Annotated in this window: 19 protein-coding genes; 14 read left to right on the top strand and 5 right to left on the bottom strand. The window is 64.1% G+C overall.

Annotated features, from left to right (window positions below):
• The first annotated feature begins 34 nt into the window (after positions 1–34).
• Positions 35–565, top strand: a complete 531-nt coding sequence (locus tag ACRDTL_RS09010) for a YdcF family protein (protein WP_431506363.1) — start codon at positions 35–37, stop codon at positions 563–565.
• 31 nt (positions 566–596) lie between these two features.
• On the opposite strand, the gene ACRDTL_RS09005 is transcribed toward ACRDTL_RS09010, so the two are convergent.
• Genes ACRDTL_RS09005 through ACRDTL_RS08995 form a run of 3 tightly spaced genes read right to left on the bottom strand, consistent with a single transcriptional unit; the run spans position 597 to position 3580 of the window.
• Positions 597–1265 (bottom strand): acyltransferase, encoded by a 669-nt coding sequence (locus ACRDTL_RS09005; RefSeq protein WP_431506362.1) that lies wholly within the window; start codon positions 1263–1265, stop codon positions 597–599.
• Positions 1266–1301: 36 nt separating this feature from the next.
• The gene (locus tag ACRDTL_RS09000; RefSeq protein WP_431506361.1) at positions 1302–2318 is read right to left on the bottom strand and encodes an NAD-dependent epimerase/dehydratase family protein; all 1017 of its coding nucleotides are present in this window, start codon (positions 2316–2318) and stop codon (positions 1302–1304) included.
• A 2-nt stretch (positions 2319–2320) separates the two neighbouring features.
• Positions 2321–3580 carry a glycosyltransferase family 4 protein gene (locus tag ACRDTL_RS08995; protein WP_431506360.1) on the bottom strand — a complete coding sequence of 420 codons (1260 nt, stop codon included), beginning with the start codon at positions 3578–3580 and terminating at the stop codon, positions 2321–2323.
• 361 nt (positions 3581–3941) lie between these two features.
• Between ACRDTL_RS08995 and ACRDTL_RS08990 the strand changes: the two genes are divergently transcribed.
• From ACRDTL_RS08990 to ACRDTL_RS08955, 8 genes are all read left to right on the top strand, one after another.
• The gene (locus tag ACRDTL_RS08990) at positions 3942–4520 is read left to right on the top strand and encodes a putative colanic acid biosynthesis acetyltransferase (RefSeq protein ID WP_431506359.1); all 579 of its coding nucleotides are present in this window, start codon (positions 3942–3944) and stop codon (positions 4518–4520) included.
• A complete protein-coding gene (locus ACRDTL_RS08985) occupies positions 4517–5899 on the top strand; it encodes a hypothetical protein (protein ID WP_431506358.1) in 1383 nt (460 codons plus the stop codon). Before ACRDTL_RS08990 ends, ACRDTL_RS08985 begins: the two co-directional genes overlap by 4 nt.
• Complete coding sequence (locus tag ACRDTL_RS08980; protein ID WP_431506357.1) at positions 5896–7044, top strand: glycosyltransferase; 1149 nt, start codon at positions 5896–5898, stop codon at positions 7042–7044. The genes ACRDTL_RS08985 and ACRDTL_RS08980 overlap by 4 nt, the downstream gene beginning before the upstream one ends.
• Positions 7045–7202: 158 nt before the next feature.
• The gene (locus ACRDTL_RS08975) at positions 7203–7808 is read left to right on the top strand and encodes a hypothetical protein (RefSeq protein ID WP_431506356.1); all 606 of its coding nucleotides are present in this window, start codon (positions 7203–7205) and stop codon (positions 7806–7808) included.
• Between the two features lie 20 nt (positions 7809–7828).
• Positions 7829–10663, top strand: coding sequence for a hypothetical protein (locus ACRDTL_RS08970; protein WP_431506355.1), 2835 nt, complete (start codon positions 7829–7831; stop codon positions 10661–10663).
• A 181-nt stretch (positions 10664–10844) separates the two neighbouring features.
• On the top strand, positions 10845–11966 hold the full coding sequence (locus ACRDTL_RS08965) for an SGNH/GDSL hydrolase family protein (protein ID WP_431506372.1): 1122 nt from the start codon (positions 10845–10847) through the stop codon (positions 11964–11966).
• Positions 11963–13321: a hypothetical protein gene (locus ACRDTL_RS08960; protein WP_431506354.1), complete on the top strand. Its 1359-nt coding sequence runs from the start codon at positions 11963–11965 to the stop codon at positions 13319–13321. Before ACRDTL_RS08965 ends, ACRDTL_RS08960 begins: the two co-directional genes overlap by 4 nt.
• A 253-nt stretch (positions 13322–13574) precedes the next feature.
• A complete protein-coding gene (locus ACRDTL_RS08955) occupies positions 13575–14651 on the top strand; it encodes a hypothetical protein (protein ID WP_431506353.1) in 1077 nt (358 codons plus the stop codon).
• Positions 14652–14669: 18 nt separating this feature from the next.
• On the opposite strand, the gene metG is transcribed toward ACRDTL_RS08955, so the two are convergent.
• Positions 14670–16214, bottom strand: a complete 1545-nt coding sequence (metG, locus tag ACRDTL_RS08950) for a methionine--tRNA ligase (protein ID WP_431506352.1) — start codon at positions 16212–16214, stop codon at positions 14670–14672.
• A gap of 19 nt (positions 16215–16233) precedes the next feature.
• Between metG and ACRDTL_RS08945 the strand changes: the two genes are divergently transcribed.
• The 3 genes from ACRDTL_RS08945 to rsmA all read left to right on the top strand — a co-directional run bounded on the left by ACRDTL_RS08945 (position 16234) and on the right by rsmA (position 19233).
• On the top strand, positions 16234–17085 hold the full coding sequence (locus ACRDTL_RS08945; RefSeq protein WP_431506351.1) for a TatD family hydrolase: 852 nt from the start codon (positions 16234–16236) through the stop codon (positions 17083–17085).
• Between the two features lie 160 nt (positions 17086–17245).
• A complete protein-coding gene (locus ACRDTL_RS08940) occupies positions 17246–18364 on the top strand; it encodes a transglycosylase family protein (protein ID WP_431506350.1) in 1119 nt (372 codons plus the stop codon).
• Positions 18361–19233, top strand: coding sequence for a 16S rRNA (adenine(1518)-N(6)/adenine(1519)-N(6))-dimethyltransferase RsmA (rsmA, locus tag ACRDTL_RS08935; protein WP_431506371.1), 873 nt, complete (start codon positions 18361–18363; stop codon positions 19231–19233). The genes ACRDTL_RS08940 and rsmA overlap by 4 nt, the downstream gene beginning before the upstream one ends.
• Here rsmA and ACRDTL_RS08930 read toward each other — a convergent pair.
• A complete protein-coding gene (locus ACRDTL_RS08930) occupies positions 19230–20030 on the bottom strand; it encodes a serine/threonine-protein kinase (RefSeq protein WP_431506349.1) in 801 nt (266 codons plus the stop codon). The genes rsmA and ACRDTL_RS08930 overlap by 4 nt on opposite strands.
• A gap of 36 nt (positions 20031–20066) precedes the next feature.
• Here ACRDTL_RS08930 and ACRDTL_RS08925 point away from each other — a divergent pair, with 36 nt between their 5' ends.
• Together ACRDTL_RS08925 and ACRDTL_RS08920 are read left to right on the top strand one after the other, a co-directional pair.
• Positions 20067–21038 (top strand): 4-(cytidine 5'-diphospho)-2-C-methyl-D-erythritol kinase, encoded by a 972-nt coding sequence (locus tag ACRDTL_RS08925; protein ID WP_431506348.1) that lies wholly within the window; start codon positions 20067–20069, stop codon positions 21036–21038.
• Between the two features lie 324 nt (positions 21039–21362).
• Complete coding sequence (locus ACRDTL_RS08920) at positions 21363–22997, top strand: fatty acyl-AMP ligase (RefSeq protein ID WP_431506347.1); 1635 nt, start codon at positions 21363–21365, stop codon at positions 22995–22997.
• Positions 22998–23131 lie beyond the last annotated feature (134 nt).

Here is a 23131-nt window from a genome sequence, read left to right as displayed (position 1 = left end):
GCGCACGGTCCGACGGACGGCGGTAATCATCACCGTGTTCGGCCTGGTGATTCTGGCGTTGAACGGTGTTGTCGGCTACATCATCTTCGGCAACGCCGCCGACAGCGGTGTTTCGCGCGTGGATGCCGTCGTTGTGCTGGGCGGTGAGCACGATGGCCGCGAAAGTTACGGTCTGACGTTGGCCCGGCAGGGGCTCGCATCGACGGTGGTGCTCTCGGATCCGTACCCTTCCGCAGACCCGCTGATGAGGCAGATATGTTCGCGCCACCATGACGCGGTAGAGGTGATTTGCGCCAGGCCCGATCCGGTGACCACTCGCGGGGAAGCCATGATGACGCGCCGCCTGGCGAAAGAGCGCAACTGGAAGAAGATTCTCGTCGTTAGTTGGCGATATCACTTGCCGCGTGCTCGCCTGGTGTTCTCTCAGTGCTTGTCAACTATGGGGGTCTCGATCGCGGCTAAGGCCGTGCCCCGCCACTACACATTGCCGCTGTGGTATTGGCAATATATCTATCTCTACCAGTTCGCGGGAATCGCGAAGGCGGTGAGTGTGGATCACTGCTGAATGCAACATGACACCAAGGCCGGCACGAGTTTCATGCGGGTGCCTGAATGGTGTCGATATGCCCTTCCGCTCTTCGGAAGTACGCACCGCCCAGATCCGACTTCACCAGCGTAGCGCGGGATTGCATGTACAAACCAGGGTCCAAGAGCCGGCCGGCAATGGTTGCTCCCATCCCGACGACAATCCTGCTGCCGACCACCGTCCCCGGGGAAACTTGCACGTTCGACGAAATGAGGCAGTAATCACCTATCTCGATAGGGCTGAAAGTCTGAGCGCTGTTCTTCCAGGAGATTCCGTGGGTGAGCAACGTCGATCGCGCACCAGAAATCGTGGTGTGTGTCCCAACGCGTATACCACCGCTGCAGTCGATGTAGTGACGAGAAGTAATCGCAGAGTGGGCTCCCAGATGTAGCCGACGAGGGGCGCCCGCTTCGCCCAACCGTCGAGAAGCGGTCACCCAGTTCCAATGACAGATCTCTGCGTATTCTCCCATCGTGAGCTCCGCCAGATGCCGCAGGACGTTGAATGAGCCGATTCTTGATCCGTTGCGAATATCGATGTTGTCGACCATCAAGACCAAGCACGGGCCAATGTGCACCCCTTCGCCAACGGTCCACCCCAAGCGACGGAGCAGAGAGTTCTTTAGTTCACTGGCAGGAAGCGCCGCCACAACAGCGACGAGCGCACCAAGTACGGTCACGAGCAGTCCTCCCTCATTCCTACAGTTGAGAGCCGTTCAAACGGCGGCGTGCCGTGCGGTGTGATCACCGACGCGCCCGCTGCCCGAGAGCTGGTCGAAGATCCACCGATAAGTGCGCTCGAGGCCGTCTGCCAGAGAGATCGACGGCTCCCAGTCGTAGATCTCCCTTATCACTTTGTTGTCGCTGTTGCGTCCACGCACACCCAGCGGGGCATCCAGCTTGTAGATGCGCTTGACGGTGATCCCAGCGATCTGCTCGATTATGTCGGCCATTTCGTTGATGCTCACCAACTCGGAACTACCGACATTGACCGGCAGGGCGCTATCTCCCGCGGTCACCATCAGTGTCCCCTCGACGCAGTCGTCGACATACATGAAGCTGCGAGTCTGCTCGCCGTCTCCCCAGATCTCGATCTCGTGCCGGTCGGTAAGCACGGCCCTCGCGATCTTGCGGCACAGGGCAGCCGGGGCCTTCTCGCGTCCCCCGTCGTAGGTGCCGTTGACACCGTAGGCATTGTGGTAGCGGGCGACGCGTGTCTGTAGACCGAAGTCCTCGTGGAAGTGTCGGCACATGCGCTCGCTGAACAGCTTCTCCCAGCCGTAGCCGTCTTCCGGCATGGCAGGGTACGCGTCGGACTCGGTGAGTGCCGTAACGTCCGCGTCCATCTGCTTATCGGCGTTGTAGACACAGGCCGAGCTGGAGAAGAAGAAACGACCAACGTTTGCATCTCGCGCCGCGATCAACAGATGCGTGTTGATGAGCACCGAGAGCATGCACTCGGCCTTGTGTGTTTCGATGAAACCCATGCCGCCCATGTCGGCCGCGAGGTTGTAGACCGTGTCAATGCCACGCACCGCCGCACGGCAGTCGGCGAGCGCCGACAGGTCGAGGCGATGCGGCTCGACACCCGGGGGAATCTGATGCCAATCGTCCAGCGGTTTGATGTCCACACTTCGGACCTGATAGCCCTGTTCGGTGAGCGTCCTGGCGAGATGACCTCCGATGAAGCCGCCTCCGCCGGCGACCAGAACTGATTCTCGTCCGCTAACCACGTTCAGTTCTCTTCCATCCGCGCAAGTGTCCAGTCTTCATCCTTATGTGCCCCTTTCATCTTGGGTAAGAAAGCGTTTCGGCTGCAAATGTCAAAGAGCAACGATTCAAAGCGATCACCCACGCGTGTCACGTCGAATGTGCGCTCGGCATAGCGGCGAGCGGCGGCGCCCATCTTCTCGCGCGCAGCCCGAGAAGCCAGCAGACTTCTCAGCGCGGCAGACGCGGCCTCAGCGTCTCCCGGGGCTACCACGAGCCCTGCCTCCGCCGCTTCGACCATGTTGGCGACCGCGTTGTCCGGCGGTAACAGCGCCAGCACGGGACGGCCGGCACAGAAGTAGTTCAGAACCTTGGATGGCACCGAGTAGCGGCTGGCGTCACTCTCCAGCACGACGAGCAACACATCTGCGCTCGCAAGCACATCCGGCAGCTGGTCGTATGGCTGGTAGTCGAACAGCATCAGCTCGGGTGCCTGGATCGCCTGCGACTCGAGCCACTCGCGGCCCCGTCCCTCTGACACAACCACCATGCGGCTACCCGCCGGCGCCGTGGCAGCGAGCCTGGACAGCACGGATGGGTCGTGCTTCAAACCAAGCGTTCCTGCGTACATCACGACCGGCACATCCACCAGTCCGTGAGCCTTCGCCCAGGCATTGTCTCGCGGCCGCAAGGGCATCTCGTCGATCGCGCCCCAGTTCGGCACCACGTATACCCGGCTTTTCTGCACTCTCCAGGCGTCGAGCTGCTCGATGAACGTCTCGCTGATGGCGACGATCGCCGCTGCACCGCGGGCGATCTGACGCTCAGCGCACCCGGCGACCCAGCCCACCAGACAACCCAGCCTGCCGAGCCGATCCCGGGCAATGACCCTGATCGCTTCGCTGTAGACATCCTGCTGCCAGAAGACGTACGGCACTCGTCGCATCCGGAGCGCGACAGTGATTAGGAAGAGCGACAGCAAGGGGATATTGGATAGCACCGCAACATCCGGTCGCGCGGCCAGGAGGGCGCGGGTCGACATGCGAGCGTACTGCAACTCCTGCAGCAATCGGACAACCGGGGAGTACCGGGCGAACTCGCTACGCAGCTCGACCGCACGCACCATAAAAGACTCGGGATCACCGTCACGGCGCTCTGTGGCGCCCCGGCCGGTCAGGTACGAGGCGCAATACTGGTGCTCGACGTGATGGCCTCGGCGGGCCAGCTCCCGACTCAGGTGCACCTGGCCGGGGTGGCCGGAGTAATCGTGGATAACCAGCCGCAAGCCGACCTCTTGGCCTCGCGGGTGGTAAGGCGATGGGACGGTGAGCACTGCCCCGGCTGGGAGGCGGAGCCGTCCCCGTCGAAGCCCGTCGTCGATCAGCGGTCTGCTCTGCACCTAGTGCCCCTATTATCCAGACGTTTTACGGACGTATGATGACTGCCGGTATGGTATGACTGTATTTCATACCATATAGTATGTAATTGGCTCGTTCAAGTACATCATCGGTATACGCATAACGGCCGGCATCCAGGTGCCGTAGCTGTGGCCCGCCGCCGGGGTCGGCCTGCTTCAGTCAGGAGGAGCACATGTCGTTCGTGACCGCACCGCCGGAGTCGGTGAAGGCACGGTTGCGAGCGGCCGGATGACGCAACTACTCAGACCAGATCCGTCCATGTCACCGGGGGCGCGCTTCTCGCTGCGCGACTTCACCGGCGCGAACTACAGCCGGGGCAGACCGTGGCTCGTGCAGGTGTTGTGGATGCTGGTGTCGCGGTGCGTCACTATGCAGTGGTGGTGCCCCAACCGGCTGCGACTCTTCATACTGCGCAGGTTCGGTGCACGAATCGGAACCGGCACACTCATACGCCACGACGTCAAAATCCACTGGCCCTGGAAATTGGAGGTCGGACACCACACCTGGGTCGGTGAATCGACCTGGATCCTTAATCTCGAGCCGGTGGTCATTGGATCGAATACCTGTATCTCCCAAGATGTTCTGCTGTGTACTGGCAGCCACGACAGATTCAGCCCCACGTTCGAGTTCGACAATGCACCGATTGTCATCGGGGATGCGGTGTGGATCGCGGCGCGGGCGACGATACTGCGCGGCGTACTCGTCGGCGACGGCGCGACAGTTGGCGCCACCGCCGTGGTCATCGGTGATGTCTCGCCAGGAGCCACGATCCTGCCCCCGCGCTCGTACCCGAGGGTGAAGTCATGACGATCAAAAGTGTTGGGGTCAACCCGAACTGCGCACCCGCCAAGGACGGCAGGACTACGCATCGCACCAGAACGGTCCGGGTCGGACAAATTGACGTAGCCGCGGCCGGCGCACCGGTCTGGTTCGTCGCCGGCCCGGTCCGCGGGGATGCCGGGAGCCGCGCGGGCGAGGTGCTGGACAGAATGGCGGCGCTGGGTCCCCGATTCCGCGTCGGCCTGCAGCCGTCGCCATACACCACGCGGTGGAACTTCACCGAGAAACCGAGCGTGGACGCCACGCCGACCTTCGACATTTCCGGACGCGCAACAGCACAGGAGATCCTCGACCGGGTGGTGGGCCGACCGCCGGCGGCGCCGATCTCGGTGGCACAGGCTGGTGAGCATCTGTGCATCTGTTTCGATCATGGAATCGGCGACACCCGTCTGATGATGGAAGTACTGGCCGCGCTGTTGCACAACCGGGCGCCCAACGGATTCGTCGACCCGCTGCCCGCGCCGACCATCGACAGGCCGGTCCGATGGGCGTTCGCCCACTATTTGAAATCGAAACCGCGCCAGGTCATTCGGCACGTAGTCGGCCTGGCAGCCAGGGCACGGTCATCTTTCAGCGCGGGTGCGCAAGCCGCGGCCCGTGGCGATGACCGGATCGCGGGCGGCGTCGGAGACGCAACGGGCTACCGCGCGGTGTTCGTCAAGAGTGTGCCCCACCTCACCGACGAGTTGCGCACCTGGCGCGACCACACCCACCCGGATGCCTCGGTGACCGGACTGGTCATGTTGTCGATCTATCGCGCGCTGCGAGACGCCGGGATCACATTGGCCGACGACTGCGAGGTCCTGGTCGATCTTCGGCGGTTTCTTCCCGACGCGGTACAGACGCTGTCGAACTTCGTCGCGGTCACCCGTGTCAATGCCGCAGCCGGGACGTCCTACGAAAAGTTCAGCGCCGAGCTTCGCAGCACGGCCGAATCGATCGGGACGCTGGTAAAGGTAGCCGCCTACTTCGCTTCGGCCGGGGCGCTCGCAGCGGTCCGGAGCCGTCGCAAACAACCCTGGCGGGCGGCGGCCGGCCCCGCGCAACGCTCAGTGGTGTCCGTGACGATCTCGGACTTTTCGAAGACGCAGACAACCGCCAAGCTCGCGTGGGACAGGCCGATGGACGCCGAACTCGCGGTGGCGCTTCCGCCCGGCAGTGCCTCGCACCTGTCGATTGCGGTGTGGATCGCCGGCAACGGATCAGTTCAGGCGACGGCCACTTTCGCAGCGGGGTTGCTAGATCCCGACACCGTGCGAGACGCTTTGCGAGCGGCGCTGACTCCAGAAGACTTGTGCGTACCGCGGGTGAGCGCGCACAGCGGCGGCGGGGGTGGCCTCAGGTGAGGGTTCTTCACGTGGTGACGCTGGTGACGCCGGACGGTGCATATGGCGGACCGACCCGGGTCGCCGTCAACTTGTGTTCGGCCTTGCGAGACCAGGGCCATGACGCCGTGATTGCTGCCGGTGTCAGCGGATTCGATGAGCCACCGGCCGCCCTGGGCGGCGTGCCCGCCCACCTTTTTCCCGCCAGGCGGGTGATGTCGGGTTTCGGCTCTGCACCGACGCGTGCTCCGGCACTGGGGCGTTGGATCAACGAGCATGCATCGAAATTCGACATCGTGCACGTTCACCTTGCCCGAGATCTGGTTACCCTTCCTGCAGCGGCCAAGTTCCGCCGTATGCGAATTCCCTTTGTGGTGCAGACGCACGGCATGATCGCACCGCGCAGCCACCCGCTGGCGGCGCCCATCGATCGGCTGTGGACGGTCAGGCTGCTTCGCTCCGCGGCGATGGTCCTTCATCTGAACCCAGCCGAACGCCGCGATCTGTGCGCCGTCGGCGGCTCGCAACTTCGACTCCGGCAACTCCCGAATGGTGTGCCAACACCCGCTGCCACGGCCAGTAGTCGGCGGTCAGCGGCGTTACCCGAGGTGCTGTTCTTCGCAAGACTGCATCAACGCAAGAGGCCCGAGGTCTTCGCCGAAGCTGCCTTGTCTCTGTTGAGGTCAGGAGCCCGTGCACAATTCGCGATCGTCGGGCCTGTCGAGGGAGCCGACGTGGACGTTGATGCGATCATTGCGCAGGCGCGTACCGAGGGGTTCGACGAGACCTTCATTCGGCGGGAGCCCGCGGTGCCGCCGGATCTCGCCGGCGAGCGAATGACCCGTGCATCTGTCTATGTGTTGCCCGCTGTGCAGGAGCCATTCGGCATGACGGTCATCGAGGCTCTCATCCTCGGTATTCCCGTCATCATTTGCGCCGACGGCGGTCTGGCGGAGTTCGTCAGAACCCACTCTTGCGGTGTGGTTGTCGATGGTAGCCCACAGTCATTCGCGCAGGCGATAGCGGATCTGCTCGCCGATCCGTCGCACGCTCACGCCATGGGCGAGCGCGGCCGATCGGCCGTCCAAGCCACGTTCAGCATCGCCAGTGTGGGCCGCGCATTGGAAGAGATCTACGGTGAGGCTCTCGAACAGGGGTCGCAGTGACGAGTCTCAGCACTGGCCGCCCATACCGCACCTCGGCGCAAGTTGTCTTCGCCCTGGGGCTCGCGATCATTGTGGCCGTGGCACTTTGGCGGGGGTTTCTGCATGAGCACTCGGCAATGGAAGGCCTGGGTATGCGGGTCGAAGCAGACTTCAGCGCGATGCCCAACGGGCCGGCGCCCGACCATTTCGACGGAGGCCAGCCTGCGACCGTGGTATCCAGCCCCGATGACCCCGGCGACCAACTCGGAATTCAGCACGGCCGGCTGACCTATCGGCCCACAACGCACGAGACAGCCTTCGCGTATTTCAGTTCTCCCGACCTCGGTTCGTCGGTGAAGAGTATCGGCGCGCGGTTCGCCTTCCGGCCCGGATCCGGCACCCCGGGGGCAATCTCACTTGTGGTGTCGCGCGGCATCGAAAAACGTGTTCCACCGATGGTCAAGCCGCTGCCGATCAACTTCGTCGTGACGCCGATCAACTGGAATATCAGCGTGTCGCGCAGCGACAACGTACCCATGGAGGTGGTGGCCGCCGGCGGTTTTCAACAACCGCTGCGTGAAGACGGAAGTACTTATGAAGCACGTTTGGTGATCGACGGTGCTCAAGTCACCGTGGATTTGCCGGGAACTCACAGAATCGTGACAGATCCGCGCTTTTCGGAGTGGCAAGGAAGTTTCGCCACATTCGGACTCTTCTCGAACCACGGAGCCACCGACTCGATCGGCGCTTTCGAGAAGATCTGGGCGACGGGCAACAAGGGCTGAGCCATGCCAAAGGTTTGTCGATGAGCAGGGTTCGCGCCGTCTCTGGTGCCGCCGACCAGGTCTTCTCCAGTCTCAGCAACGGACTGATCATCTATGCCGTCGCGGTGGTGACGGCCACCGAATACTTCGGCCAGATTGCGTTGCTTTTGACGCTGCTCGCCGCGGCTACGGGCGTCCTTCGCGGTGCGTTGGGCACACCGCTGCTGCTGACAGCGGGACGCCCCCAGTCCGACATCAGGCGGGAGGGCTCGTTCGCGGTCACCAGCGCGCTGTTGGTCAGCCCCATCGTCGGGGGTGTCATGTGGGCAGTTGAGGGGTCAGGCATCCGCCTGCCGACGATGTTGATCATTGCCGCGACACCGATCGTGCTCGTGGAAGACGTTCTGCGGTACGTCGCCATCGCCCAAGGCCGGCCACACGTTGCGGCCCTCTGCGACGGCGTGTGGTTCCTCGGTTCGGCCGCACTGTTGGTGGCAACATGGTTTCACTTGCCGGTGGCGACCACCGGCTACCTCATTGGTGGATGGACCGGCCTGGCCTTCCTTGCTCTAGTCGGAATGTTGGTCGCTGTTCGCATCGCCCCGGCGCTGCGACAGTATCCGGGTTGGATCTGCGATGGCTGGCAAGATCGAGCGCGATATGGGGCCGAGTCCGGCCTCGAGCAAACGACGGCGTTCGCAGTGCTGCTGTTCGCCGCCGTCGTTTTGAGTCCCGAGGTCACCGCCGCACTACGCGGCGCCACGGCATTACTGGCACCCATCGCGATCGCGGCGAGTGCAATTCCGTTGGTGCTGATCCCAGAGAGCAAACGACTGAACATGGCACCGCGGCAAGTGTGGAACTCTTTGGCACGAATCGCTCTCATCACGACCGCGGGGTCAATCCTACTTGGCGTGGCGCTGTTCTTCATGCCTGTGTCCGTCGGCGAACTCGTCCTCGGTCGTACATTCGGAGCAACACAAGCGATCGCTCCGATCATCGCCCTGGAGTACGCAATTGGAGCGTGGATCATCGCGGTGACGATCTTCTTGCGCACCTTCAACCGAAGCGCCGATGCGCTGAAACTCAAGGTCGGCTATGTGCTGGTCGTGCTCGTGATGGTACTCGGCGGTGGGGTGCTTTTCCGCACCGCCGGGGGAGTTGCAGCAGGTATCGCGACGGCGACCACGTTTACCGCGGCAGTGGCTCTGCTCCGGTTCAAACCGTGGGCCACGCCCGCCAGCCCTTTCAGAACGGAACGCTTGCAGCCGGTGGCCCGTTCCGAGGCCGCGGGAGCTTTCGCCGGGGCTTACCTTCTGAACACCGTTGTGCCGCGACCGATCCCACTGGCGACGAGGCTGCGTCTGCAAGAGACGGCCCAGTTGTACAGGGCGCTTATCACGCTGTGGTGTTTTGCCACATTGGCAGTGTTCGTCCCCGTGGCGATCATCCGCTTCACCGGTATTCCGACCAGCTCATCTTGGCTTTGGTCAGTGCCGATGACAGCGATCTGCGCCGCGCGGTTAGCCTGGCTGATAGGCAACGGTGAACGGCGGCTGTTCGAGCTGATGTTCTGGGGTTACAGCTACGCGTTTCTGTGCTTGGCCCCCTTGGCTCAGCTTCGAGAAAACCACTGGCCCAACACCGTTCCTCGCGTCGACGTTACGTGCACCACCGCGGCCGCATTGATGGTCATCGTCGGATGTTGCGCATTCCTTGCCGGTGCCGGTTTGGACAACGTCACGTCAGTGCGGCGGTGTGATCACCCGGCGAAGCGCACCCACGACACGGCCAAACAGAGATTCACCGTTAATTACCGCCGCACCATGCTGCTTTGCGTGTTTGCCATTGTCACGGACACGTACTACATCTCACAAGTCGGCTGGCTTCTTTTCCTGAAAAGCCGCTACGAAGTATCCGAGACCGAACGCGCAGTTTGGCCGCACGACAACTTGGGCGTGATCATGCGAGCGTGCAGCTACATGGCGTTACTGGTGGCCTTCGTCGCGCTGATGCACTTCCGCAAAGAAGCGAAGAGTGCACGTATGGGGGGAGAGAACATCTCCACAACCGTCATGCGCAGCAGCATGGCACTGCTCGTCATCGTCGGCATTCTCTTGGCGAACAGCATGAATCCGATATCGAACGCGCGCTACCTCTCCGGGACTGCAATTCTAGCCGCTGCCACCGTCTTTGGGCTGTTTGCTACCAGGCGGCGCTTCCGTATTACCGCGTGCGGATTCCTTGCCGGCATGCTCGTAATCTTCCCACTCGCTGACGCATTCCGCGTCAGCCGGCAGGCCGAGCTGAAGTCAACCAGCCCCATCCAGTCACTGCTGTCAGCTGATTACGATTCCTTCGCGGAACTGATGAACGGATATCTGGTCGCCGCGCGGGACGGGATCGTGCCCGGTAAGCAGTTCTCAGGTGTGCTGCTGTTTTGGCTGCCAAGGTCTTTGTGGACTCATAAGCCCGTCGACACAGGAATATACATCGCGAACGTGCGTGGCTACTCCTTCACCAATCTGTCCGCACCCTTGTGGATCGAGTTCTATCTGAACGGTGGTTGGGTCCTGCTCGCCGTCGCCATGCTCGCCCTGGGCTTTGGCCTGCATCGCTGGGACACCCGGCTGAACGCTCAATTCGATCTCGGCCGAATACCGGGCGTTCTTGGATGCATTCTGCCGTTCTACCTGATGATCCTGCTGCGCGGTTCACTTCTGCAGGCCACTTCCTTCCTGTTTTTCATCCTGGCGTTCTCAACTTTCGTGCAGCGAACGAAAGCGAATGCTCGACCACGTGCGCCCACTGTCCCGTTCGAACCACCGCCCGCGTTCGGGGTCGAACATCTGAGGACGAATTATGCCCGCGCGTAACACGCTGCGCGGCGTGCGCCGCGGAATCCTTGTGACTGCCATCGCGGCGTTGACGTGGGCGGTCGGCGGCCCGGTCTACCACGAGCTGCGCGGAAACGGCGGCCCGCACAACCAAGCCGAACCACATGACGTCGCGCCGTCGGTATCGACGATGTTCGACTACCAACCCACGTTGCTCGCCGTGGGCGACTCGTACGCCGTCAGCTATCCCGACATGGTCGCCGACAAAATGGGTTGGAGTCTGGCCGTCGATGCCCAGGACAGCACCGGCTTCGTGCACGGCACCGACGACGCCTCACCTCCGCATGTGCCGTTCATTGATCGCCTCGATCGGGATGCGGCGACCTATCACGTCGACTACGTCCTCATCGACGGCGGCCGGAACGACCTCGACGAGTTACCGGAACGGGTGGTGGCGGCGGCTGACGAGTACGTCAAGAAGGTCCACTTACAGTGGCCGGCCGCCAAGATTGTCATCATGCTTCCCTCCTATGCCACACCGGATGCGGCGGACAACTACGCCGCCGTGGCGGAAGGACTTCGTCGCACGGCCGAAAGCGTGGGAGCCTATGTGATCGATCCGGTGGCGCAGCGCTGGTATCGCGACGTCGACGTGAAGCCCATGCTGTGGCAGGACGGCATCCACCTCAACGTCAACGGTGACACCTATTACGCAGATAAGATAATCGAGAACCTGAGGCAAATGTTCGACGCCAAGCCCACGTTGCTCGTCGTCGGCGATTCGTTCGCCAGCGGAACCGGTGACCCTCGATTCGTCACCTACCCGTATTTGGTTGCCGACAAAATGGGCTGGAACCTGGCCCTCGATGCCCAAGGCGGTACCGGCTTCGTTCACCGCGTGGACAATTATTCACCTCCGCATGTGCCGTTCGTTGATCGCCTGGATCGGGATGCGGCGATGTATCACTATCACGTCGACTACGTTCTCATCGACGGCGGCCGAAACGACCTCGGTGACCTACCGGAGCCAGTCGTGGCGGCAGCTGACGAGTACATCAAGAAGGTTCATGCGGAGTGGCCGGCCGCCAAGATCGTCATCATGCTGCCCTCCTATGTCACACCGGATGTGGCAGACAACTATCCCGCCGTTGCGCAAGGACTTCGCCGCACGGCCGAAAGCGTGGGAGCCTATGTGATCGATCCAGTGGGGCAACACTGGTATCACGACATCGACGTGAGGCGACTGCTGGGGCGTGACCACACTCACTTCAACGGCGACGGCAATATCTATTACGCAGACAAGATCATCAACAACCTGAAGCAAATGGGGTTCGCCTCGTGACGGGCATGGTGGCGTTGCTGGCCATCATTCGCAAAAAGTTGTTGGTGCTCGTCATGTGGACCTTATTGGGCGCTGCCGCTGCCGGCGGGATAAACATGGTGCTGCCGGTGGTCTACGAGGCAAGCGCGAGGATCATGATCGCGGCGCCGTACTGGAACGACTCCACTGCGCTCGCCGATCCAAACCTGGGCGGCGGCAAGACGCTGGCGTACGGTGACGAATTCACCCAGCAGCGCATGGCCAGCTACGCACGGCTGGTGACAACACCGCTGGTCACCGACCAGGTTATCAAGCGACTGCAGTTGGGGGAGTCCGCCGAAGACCTCGCCAAGAAGCTGAGCGGTCACATCGTTGCCGACACCGTCGTACTACAAGTAACGGCGCATGACGCCTCCCCGGTGAAAGCGGCGTCGATCGCTGATGCGATTGCGCAGCGGACCGTCGACGTCATCAAGGAAGTCGAGCGCCCGCCCTACGCCGTGGCGTCTCCGATTCAACCGGTACTCACCGAACCAGCATCCGTTCCGTCACGGCCCATCTCGCCGCGAACGCTGCTGAACATCGTCTCGGGAGCGATCGTCGGGTTCTTGCTCGGGCTGACCTATGTCACCGCGTACGCCGCCGTACGAGAAAGCCGACAGCTGGCCCGATTCCGGGGCGACGACGCCCATGCCGGTGAACTCCAGGGCATACTCGGTGTGCTCGCGACCGACAACCACCTACCCCTCGACGAAGCCCACAGCGACGCCAAGCTCCTGCGCCTGGAAGTCGCCCATCGCCTGACCGAGGCCGGCATCCAATCATTGGTGATGACATCGGCCCGGGCCACCCCAGCCACCGGCATCGTTGCAGCGTTGCTCGCCAACGCCTTTGCTGAAGCGGGATCGCCCACCATTGTCGTGTGCGCCGACTTCGCCGCCGAACACGACGACTCGACCGTCGGATTAGGAGACCTGCTCTGCGCGCATGCGACCCTGGACTCGGCCATCCAGTCGGATGAGCACAGCGGAATCAGCTGGATTCCGGCCGGCACCCCGCCGGTAAATCCGACAAGGGAACTTACCGGCCCGAAGATGCGTGAGCTTTTGACCGACCTGTCCGGCCGCTACCGGCATACCATCGTCGTCGGCCCGGCTGTACTCGAGTCAGCCGATGCGGTGGACGTGGCGAGCCAGCTCGGCGCATCGATTCTGGTCGACCTCGTCCCGCAAACGGCCGCGGGCGAGCTTCGCGAAAGTGAAAGGCTACTTCGGCTGGCCCGGGGCATGTACCTGGGACGGGTCGTTGTTGCCGGTCAGGCGGTCTCACAGCATGTCGAGATGCCGCAGTTCGATCGTCTGCGTCTAGCCGGATGAGTCAGTCAAACACCGCGAGCGGAGAACCATGGAACTATTGATAAGAGGCTGGACGAAGTTGCGGCAGCGATGGCCGATCTTGCTTGCATGTCTGGCCGTCGCGGCAGTCGGTGTGGCGATTTACCACACTGGCGCCGCCAAGAATTACACCGCGTCCACCGAGTTGTTCCTCCGGGCTCCTGATGTGAAGACCTCCGCGGGTGCATATCAGGGCGATCTGTTCTCCCGACAAAGGGCGCAAACATACGTCAACATGTTTCACAGCGACGAGCTGGCGCAAATGGTGATCGACAAGCTCGACCTGAAAGTAACACCACAGCAGCTCATGTCCCAGGTCTCGGCAGCCACAGTGAAAGACACTGTGCTGATGGTTGTTTCAGTCATCGACGGCAACCGTCAGCACGCGGCCAATATCGCGAATGCATATGGCGACGTCCTGGGAACCTACGTCGCCAAGCTCGAAAACGTCAGCAATAACCCAGACATTCCGCCCCTGATCCAGGTGGTGTCAAAGGCGAATCCAGCCAGCGCCAAGGCTTCTGGATACCCGACGTCGATGGTTGCGTTCGCGGCAGCCGTCGTGGCTCTGCTCGTTGCGATCGGTTTGATCTGGTTCCTCGAGCATTTCGACACCAAAGTGAGGTCGCGACGCCAGGTCGAGGCGATCACCGGGAGCGACATCCTTGGCAAGCTGCCCAAAACCCGTGCGCTCGGTTCAAAGGGCAACGTCGCTCAAGCGTTTGACGATTCCGAGGAATTCAGGCAGGCGGCATTGCGGCTCAGCCTCAATGTCGAGTCCGTGCTGCAGCGGCTACCCAGGATCAAAACCGAAATCCCACCCGTCGTCGCCCTTGTGGCCGGCCATCGCGGAGACGGCGGCACGGTCGCGACGCAGGCTCTGGCGCGAGCGTTCGCCGACCGCGGACGCACGGTAGGGGTCGTTCGATTGGCCGCAGACCAGCAGCAATCGGAGGAGACCAATCTGGTCGTGGCGGGCGCTGCGTTGGCGGAGGCGGAGAACCGGACCGACCCGGTGACAACCGTGTCATGCTCGACGGCAGGGTTGAGTACGGAGATCCGCAGCCGCGACGCCCTGCTCCTGCAGAGCGATGTCGTCCTGGTCGAAACACCTGCGTTCCACGAATCGATCGATGCCCAACTGGCTCTCGGCGTGGCGGACGCGGTGGTACTCGTCGTACGGCCGATCGCCACCACGACACTTTCGCTATCGCAACTGGTCGCCGGGATCAAAGCACTCGATATGCCGGTGCTTGGTGTCCTCGTCAACCTCGCGACGGAGTCCTCGACGATGGAAGGGTCCTACCTTTGATGAGGTGCTCGCGCTCATTCAGCCGGCCTGATACCGCGGGAACACACCTGTCGGCTCCGGCAGCTCCGTGCCGGGCACCAGCCGAGTGCCGATCGCACTGAACGTCCGCTGGTCCTTCCGTTGGCCGAGCAAGTCGAGCAGGTTGCCCGCCGACTCGGGCATGACCGGCTGGATCAGCAATGCCGCGATGCGCACCGCCTCGCACGTCACGTAGAGCACGGTGCGGAATCTGGCCTGATCGGCCTCGGACTCGCTCTTGCGCAGCACCCACGGCTGCTGCACGGAGAAGTACTTGTTCGCCGCGCCGAGCATCAACCAGATCGCCTCCAGGGCCAAATGCATTGCTTGCCCGTCGAAATCGGCACGCACCCGCTCCAGTAGACCGTCGGCGACCGACAGCAGCCCGGTGTCGTCGGTGGTGAATCCGGCTGGCTCCGGGACGATTCCACCGAGGTTGCGGGCCACCATCGACAGCGACCGCTGGGCCAGGTTGCCCAGTTCGTTGGCCAGGTCGGTGTTGATCCGGGTGACGATCGCCTCGTCGCTGTAGCTGCCGTCCTGGCCGAACGGCACCTCCCGCAGCAGAAAGTAGCGCACCTGGTCCACGCCGAACGTCTCGACCAGCGCCACCGGGTCGATCACGTTGCCCACCGACTTGCTCATCTTCTCGCCACGGTTCAGCAGAAACCCGTGCGCGAAAACCCTTCGGGGCAACTCGATTCCGGCTGACATCAGAAATGCCGGCCAGTACACGGTATGGAACCGGATGATGTCCTTGCCGATCATGTGCAGATCGGCCGGCCAGTACCGGCGGAACAACTCCGAGCCGGTGTCGGGGTAGCCCACCCCGGTCAGGTAGTTGGTCAACGCGTCCACCCAGACGTACATGACGTGGTCGGGATGGTCCGGCACCGGCACACCCCAGTCGAACGACGTGCGGGAGATCGACAGGTCACGCAGTCCGCCGGAGACGAAGCTGACCACCTCGTTGCGCCGCACCTCCGGTCCGATGAAGTCCGGGTTGGCCTCGTAGTGGGCCAGCAGCTTGTCGGCATACGCCGAGAGCCGAAAGAAATAGGTCTGCTCCTCGGTCCAGGTCACCGGTGCGCCAGTCTCGGTGGCCACCCGGGTGCCGTCGTCGAGCAGTCTGGTCTCCGATTCGACGAAGAACCGCTCGTCGCGCACCGAATACCACCCGGCGTAGGTGTCCAGGTAGATATCGCCGGCCGCCGACATGCGCCGCCAGATCTCCTTGGAGGCCTCGTGGTGGTCGGCGTCGGTGGTGCGGATGAACCGGTCGAAGGAGATGTTCAGCCGCTCCTGCAGCCGCTGGAACACATCGGAGTTACGCCGGGCAAAGTCTGCGGTCGGAATACCCTCTGCCGCAGCCGTTTCGGCCATTTTCAGACCGTGCTCGTCGGTCCCGGTCAGAAACCGCGCGTCGAAGCCATCGAGCCGCTTGAACCGCGCGATCGCGTCGGTGGCGACGTACTCATACGCGTGCCCCAGGTGCGGTGCGGCATTGGGGTACGTGATCGCGGTGGTGACGTAGTACGGCTTCATTGAAACCTCACCTTATTGTGTGCGGGTGAGTTCTAACCGGCCCGGTAAGCGAGAAGCGCCGCCCGCGCCGGAGCCGTTGAGCCCGCTGGTCGACGCGCACACCCATCTCGACGCGTGCGGCGCAGCGGACGCCGACGCGGTGCGGGCCATCGTCGACCGCGCGGCGGCCGTCGGGGTCACCGCGGTGGTCACCATCGCCGACGACCTGGACTCGGCGCGCTGGGTGACCCGCGCGGCGGAGTGGGACCAGCGGGTCTACGGGGCGGTCGCGCTGCACCCGACGCGAGCGGACGCGCTGACCGACGCCGCCCGGGCCGAGATCGAGCGACTGGCCGCCCATCCACGGGTGGTGGCGATCGGTGAGACCGGGCTGGATCTGTACTGGCCGGGCCGGTTGGCCGGCTGCGCGGAGCCCGGTGTCCAGCGTGCCGCGTTCGCCTGGCACATCGACCTCGCCAAGCGCACCGGTAAGCCGCTGATGATCCACAACCGCGAGGCCGACACCGAGGTACTCGACGTATTGCGCGCCGAGGGCGCGCCCGACACGGTGATCTTTCACTGCTTCTCGTCGGACACTGCGATGGCGCGCAGCTGCGTCGACGCCGGCTGGCTGATCAGCCTGTCCGGGACGGTGAGCTTCCGCAACGCACGCGACCTGCGCGACGCGGTTCCGCTGATCCCGCCGGAGCAGCTGCTGGTGGAGACCGATGCGCCGTTTCTGGCGCCGCATCCCTACCGGGGCGCACCCAACGAGCCGTACTGCCTGCCCTACACAGTGCGAGCGTTGGCCGAGCTCGTCGACCGGCCGGCCGGGGAACTTGCCCAAGTCACCACCGGCAACGCCCACCGGGCTTATGGGCTGAGTTCCTAAGAGTCCAGTAAGAGCCTGAAAAGAACCTGGCGCCAGAGTTGCTTGATCCAGGCCGGTTCGTTACCGTCTTGTGATCATACGGGTGGGGCCCTTTTGGGCCCCTTTGCTATGTCACTGGGTTGTTGCTGAAGTTATTGCTGAGGTCGGGAATTAGCGGACGTTGAACGTACTCACCAGGCTGCACCAGACTCCTTCGCCGATTCTGCGGTTTCTGGTCCTCGCATTGCTCCTGGTGCTGGCCTATGCCGGAAGTTTGGCGGTCGCCGCCCACAAGACTGTGACGCTGAGCGTCGACGGAACAGCGCTGACGGTGACAACGATGAAGTCGCGGGTGACCGACATCCTCAAGGAGAACGGGTTCGACGTCGGTGAGCGTGACGACCTGTACCCGGCCGGGGACCAGCGGGTGCACGACGCCGATGCCATCGTGCTGCGGCGCAGCCGGCCGCTGCAGATCTCGCTGGACGGTCACGACGCCAACCAGGCGTGGACGACGGCATCCACCGTCGACGAGGCGCTGGCCCAGCTCGCGATGACCGACACCGCGCCGGCTGCCGCATCTCGCGGTAGCCGCGTTCCGCTGGCCGGGATGGCCCTGCCGATCGTCAGCGCCAAGGCGGTGGAGCTCGACGACGGCGGGATGCTGCGCAACGTGCATCTGGCCGCGGCCAATGTCGGTGCCCTGTTGGCCGCCGCTGGCGTGCCGTTGGAGCAGAGTGACCAGGTGACTCCGGGTGCGGCGGCACCCGTGGTCGACGGAATGCACGTCCAGGTCACCCGCAACCGCATCGAGAAGGTCACCGAGCGGGTGCCGCTGGCCCCGCCCAGGCGGCGCATCGAGGACCCGGAGATGAACATCAGCCGGGAGATCGTCGAAGACCCGGGAACGCCGGGCACCCAGGACGTGACGTTCGCGGTGGCCAAGGTCAACGGCGTCGAGACCGGACGGCTGCCAGTCGCCAACGCCGTGGTGACACCGGCCCGCGAGGCGGTGGTGCGGATCGGCACCAAACCGGGCACCGATATTCCCGACGTGGGCAACGGGTCGGTCTGGGACGCCGTCGCGCGGTGCGAGGCCGGCGGGAACTGGGCAATCAACACCGGCAACGGGTATTACGGCGGTGTGCAGTTCGACCAGGGCACCTGGGAGCGCAACGGGGGACTGCGCTATGCCCCGCGCGCCGATCTGGCCACCCGCGAGGAGCAGATCGCGGTTGCCGAGGGGCTACGGGCGCAGCGGGGCTGGAGCCCCTGGCCCGTGTGCGGTGGTCGGCGCTGACCATTCGGCTACTCGGACGAACCGAGATCAGGCGGCTGGCCAAGGAACTCGGATTCCGGCCACGGAAATCGCTGGGGCAGAACTTCGTCCACGATCCCAACACCGTCCGCCGGGCAGTGTCGGCGTCGGGGGTGCACCGTCACGACCACGTGCTGGAAGTCGGCCCCGGACTGGGCTCGCTGACCCTGGCATTGCTCGACCGGGGCGCGGTGGTCAGTGCCGTCGAGATCGACCCGGTGCTGGCCGGCCGACTGCCGAAGACCGTCGCCGAGCACTCGCACAGTGAAATCAGCCGGCTGGGTGTGCTCAACCGCGATGTGCTGACCATCGGTCCCGACGACCTCGACGGTGAGCCGACCGCGCTGGTAGCCAACCTGCCGTATAACGTCGCCGTTCCGGCGTTGTTGCATCTGCTGGCGGAATTCCCGTCGATCCGCACCGTGCTGGTGATGGTGCAAGCCGAGGTTGCCGAACGGCTTGCCGCCGAACCCGGCGGCAAGGACTACGGGGTGCCCAGCGTCAAGGTCCGTTTCTTCGGACGGGTGCGGCGCCAGGGCACCGTGTCGCCGACGGTGTTTTGGCCGATCCCGCGGGTCTACTCCGGGCTGGTGCGCATCGACCGCTACGAAACCTCACCCTGGCCCACCGACGAAACTTTCCGTCGCCAGGTTTTCGAATTGATCGACATCGCATTCGCTCAGCGGCGCAAGACATCCCGGAACGCCTTCGCCCAATGGGCGGGCGCGGGCAACGAATCCGCGAACCGGCTGCTCGCTGCCAGCATCGACCCGGCACGCCGCGGCGAGACGCTGACCATCGACGACTTCGTGCGGTTGCTGGTCCGTTCCGGTATGGCTCAGGCCGGCTAACGGTCCATCGCCCGGGTGACGTGTTCGACCAACTCCGTGCACGATTGGTAACGCACCTCGGAGTCTCTCGCCATGGCCCTGGCGACGACCGTGTCGAACGCACGCGACGCCCACGAGACGTCGTGCGAGATCCGAGGTGGTATGCCGCGTAGGTGTGCATTCACCAGTTCGGTCGAGTTGTCGGCTGCGAACGGTGGTGCGCCGGTGAGTAACTCGACCGCAGAGCAGGCCAACGCGTATTCGTCGGTCGCTGCCGTCGGCGCCCGACCGCACAGCACTTCCGGAGCTGCATACGGCAACGACGCCTGAACGTCCTTGGGGCGGCGAAAGACATCGTCAACGACCGCATGTGCCACGCCGAAATCGATCAGGCACGCTCCGCTGCGCGAGAAGTCCTTGGCGACAAGGATGTTGGCCGGCTTGACGTCGCCGTGGACGATACCTTGACCATGCACATAATCCAGCGCGTCGGCGATCTGCCGCAGCGCCGCGAGCTGATCCGTTACCCGCTGCAAGTGGGTGGATTTGCCACCGTCGACGAATTGCATCGCCAGCCAGAATGGCCCGTGCTCGTACACCGTGATGATATGCGGATGGCTGAGCCGGTGCGCGAACTCGAATTCTCGGTTCAGGCGGGCAAGTTCTGCCGGGCGGCGATGGTCTGCGCCGAGCACCTTCAGCGCAACCGGTTGATCGGGCTCGCCCGCTTTGTGCCCCCGGTACACCGTCGCATGACCGCCGCGGCCGGCTTCACGGTCGAGGACGTAGCCGCGGATTTCACCAGCGGCGTCAACCATGACCCCCAGAGTAGATTCCGGCGATAGTCTCGTGCGGTGCCGTTGGAGGGGAACACCGCTGCTGAGTGGGTGCCGACTGGATCGGTGACCGTGCGTGCGCCCGGCAAGATCAACCTGTACCTGGCCGTCGGCGATCGCCGCGACGATGGGTATCACGAACTGACGACGGTGTTTCAGGCGGTCTCGCTGGTTGACGAGGTGACGGTCCGCAACGCTGATGTGCCGTCGCTCGAACTGTCCGGCGAGGGCGTCGGCCAATTACCCACCGACGAGCGCAACCTGGCCTGGCAGGCCGCCGAGCTGATGGCCGACCACGTCGGCCGGGCGCCCGATGTCTCGATCTTGATCGACAAGTCGATACCGGTGGCCGGCGGCATGGCCGGTGGCAGCGCGGACGCCGCGGCGGTGCTGGTCGCGATGAACGCGCTGTGGGAGCTGGCTGTGCCGCGCCGCGACCTGCACATGCTGGCGGCGCGGCTGGGCAGTGACGTGCCGTTCGCGCTGCATGGCGGCACCGCATTGGGTACCAGCCGCGGTGAGGAGCTGGCCACGGTGCTGGCCCGCAACACCTTCCATTGGGTGTTGGCGTTCGCCGAGGGCGGTTTGTCCACTTCGGTGGTGTTCGGCGAGCTGGACCGTATCCGGCTCGGCCGGAAGGGGAAAGCCGGGTCCCCGCCGCAACTGGACGAGCCCGGGCCGGTACTGGCGGCGCTCGCGGCCGGCGACCCCGAGCAGCTGGCTCCGCTGCTGGGCAATGAATTGCAGGCGGCCGCGGTGAGCATGGATCCCGCCTTGCGGCGCGTCTTGCGCGCCGGCGTGCAGGCGGGCGCGCTGGCGGGCATGGTGTCGGGTTCGGGGCCGACGTGCGCCTTTCTGTGCCGATCGTCGCCGGCGGCCGTCGATGTCGGTACCCAGCTGTCGGGGGCCGGTGTTTGCCGCACCGTGCGGGTGGCCAGCGGGCCGGTACACGGCGCCCGGGTGGTGCCCACGCCCGTCACCGGCGCGTGACACCCCGCGCCGATTTGACCCGCAGGTTTGGCGGTTACTTAAGAGGAGTTTAAGATGTTCCGCGGTGACGGATACGGGTCAAGAAGTGCGTCGGGTCTATTTGCCTGCCGAGCATGCCGGTGGGCGGTCCATGCACCCCGTAAGTGCGGGCCGTCGCCGTGTCCTCGCCGACGCCGCAATGTTGCGCGAGGTCACTGACCTATCACGGATTCGAGACCTAACCGCTCCCCAATTGTGTGCGCGAGCCTATCGCGAGGCGCCACCTGGCAAGGGGAACCTGGGAATAACGGGTCCGTGGAAAACGCCGGTGCCGAGGAGGTTTCCGTGAGCAGGTTTACCGACAACATGTTCCGCAACGCTCGCGAGAGTACGAAGGGCATGGTGACCGGCGAACCGCACCACCCGGTCCGGGAAACCTGGAGTGAAATCCACCAGCGCGCCCGCCGGGTGGCCGGTGGCTTGGCCGCAGCCGGGATGGGCCACGGCGACGCGGTCGGTGTACTGGTCGGCGCGCCTGCCGAGATTGCGCCGTTAGCACAAGGGCTGTGGATGCGGGGTGCCAGTCTGACCATGCTGCACCAGCCCACACCGCGCACCGACCTGGCGGCCTGGGCGGAGGACACCACCACCGTCATCGACATGATCGAGGCGAAATCGGTCATCGTGTCCGACCCGTTCATGGCGGCCGCGCCGGTGCTGGAGGATCGCGGTGTCACGGTGCTGACCGTCGAGCAGCTACTGGCCGCCGACCCGATCGACCCGATCGACACCGACGAGGACGATCTGGCGCTGATGCAGCTGACGTCGGGCTCCACCGGCTCGCCTAAAGCCGTCCAGATCACCCACCGCAACGTCTACTCCAACGTCGAAGCGATGTTCGTCGGCGTCAGGTACAACACCGAGACCGATGTGATGATCAGCTGGCTGCCGCTTTTCCACGACATGGGAATGATCGGCTTTTTGACTGTCCCGATGTACTTCGGCGCCGAGCTGGTCAAGGTCACCCCGATGGACTTCCTGCGCGACACGCTGCTGTGGGCCAAGTTGATCGACAAGTACAAGGGCACCTTCATTTGTGGCCCGAACTTCGCCTACTCACTGTTCGCCAAGCGGCTGCGCAAGCAAGCCAAACCCGGCCAATTCGACCTGTCGACTCTGCGGATCGCGATGTCGGGCGCCGAACCGGTAGACCCCGCCGACGTCGAGGACCTGATCGACGCCGGCAGGCCGTTCGGCCTGCGGCCCGAGTCCATCCTGCCCGCCTACGGCATGGCGGAGACCACGCTGGCGGTGGCGTTCTCGCCGGTTGAGGAGGGACTCGTCGTGGACGAGGTGGATGCCGACCTGCTGGCTGCGCTGCGTCGCGCGGTGCCGGCCACCAAGGGCAACACCCGCCGGTTGGCCTCGCTCGGTCCGCTGCTCGACGGTCTGGAGGCCCGCATCCTCGACGAGGACGGCACTGTGCTGCCGCCGCGCGGGGTTGGCGTGATCGAGTTGCGCGGCGAGTCGCTGACCCCGGGTTACATCACGATGGGCGGATTCATATCGGCGCAGGACGAGCACGGTTGGTATGACACCGGCGACCTCGGCTACCAGATGGAGAACGGCCACATCGTGGTGTGCGGCCGCGTCAAGGACGTCATCATCATGGCCGGCCGCAACGTCTACCCGACCGACATCGAACGGGCCGCATGCCGCGTCGAGGGTGTACGTCCGGGCTGCGCGGTGGCCGTGCGGCTCGATGCCGGGCATTCCCGGGAGACGTTCGCCGTCGCGGTCGAGTCCAATGCCTTCGAGGATCCCGCCGAGGTGCGCCGTATCGAGCACCAGGTCGCACACGAGGTCGTCAGCGAGGTAGACGTGCGACCCCGCAACGTCGTGGTGCTCGGTCCGGGAACCATCCCGAAGACGCCGTCGGGCAAGCTGCGCCGGGCCCACTCCGTCACGCTGGTCAGCTAGGTTCCGCGCGTCCATCAGCCGCGAGCGTGCGCAAACCCGGGTTTCCACGCGGCGTAGTAAGAGGGTTATGCCGAAGAGTATTGATGTAGAAGACGTCCTCCTGGTGTCGTTGACGGGCTTGGTATCCCAATACA

The sequence above is a fragment of the Mycobacterium sp. genome (assembly GCF_050700595.1).
Lineage (GTDB): Bacteria > Actinomycetota > Actinomycetes > Mycobacteriales > Mycobacteriaceae > Mycobacterium.
Note: the sequence above shows the minus strand (reverse complement) of the source record. Positions and strands in the feature narration are given on the sequence as shown.

Excerpts from the sequence above, each read along its gene's own strand:
- ACRDTL_RS08990 (WP_431506359.1), top strand. The coding sequence starts at position 3,942 with ATGACGCAACTACTCAGACCAGATCCGTCCATGTCACCGGGGGCGCGC.
- ACRDTL_RS08985 (WP_431506358.1), top strand. The coding sequence starts at position 4,517 with ATGACGATCAAAAGTGTTGGGGTCAACCCGAACTGCGCACCCGCCAAG.
- ACRDTL_RS08975 (WP_431506356.1), top strand. The coding sequence starts at position 7,203 with ATGCCCAACGGGCCGGCGCCCGACCATTTCGACGGAGGCCAGCCTGCG.
- ACRDTL_RS08970 (WP_431506355.1), top strand. The coding sequence starts at position 7,829 with ATGAGCAGGGTTCGCGCCGTCTCTGGTGCCGCCGACCAGGTCTTCTCC.
- ACRDTL_RS08955 (WP_431506353.1), top strand. The coding sequence starts at position 13,575 with ATGTTTCACAGCGACGAGCTGGCGCAAATGGTGATCGACAAGCTCGAC.
- metG (WP_431506352.1), bottom strand. The coding sequence starts at position 16,214 with ATGAAGCCGTACTACGTCACCACCGCGATCACGTACCCCAATGCCGCA.
- ACRDTL_RS08930 (WP_431506349.1), bottom strand. The coding sequence starts at position 20,030 with ATGGTTGACGCCGCTGGTGAAATCCGCGGCTACGTCCTCGACCGTGAA.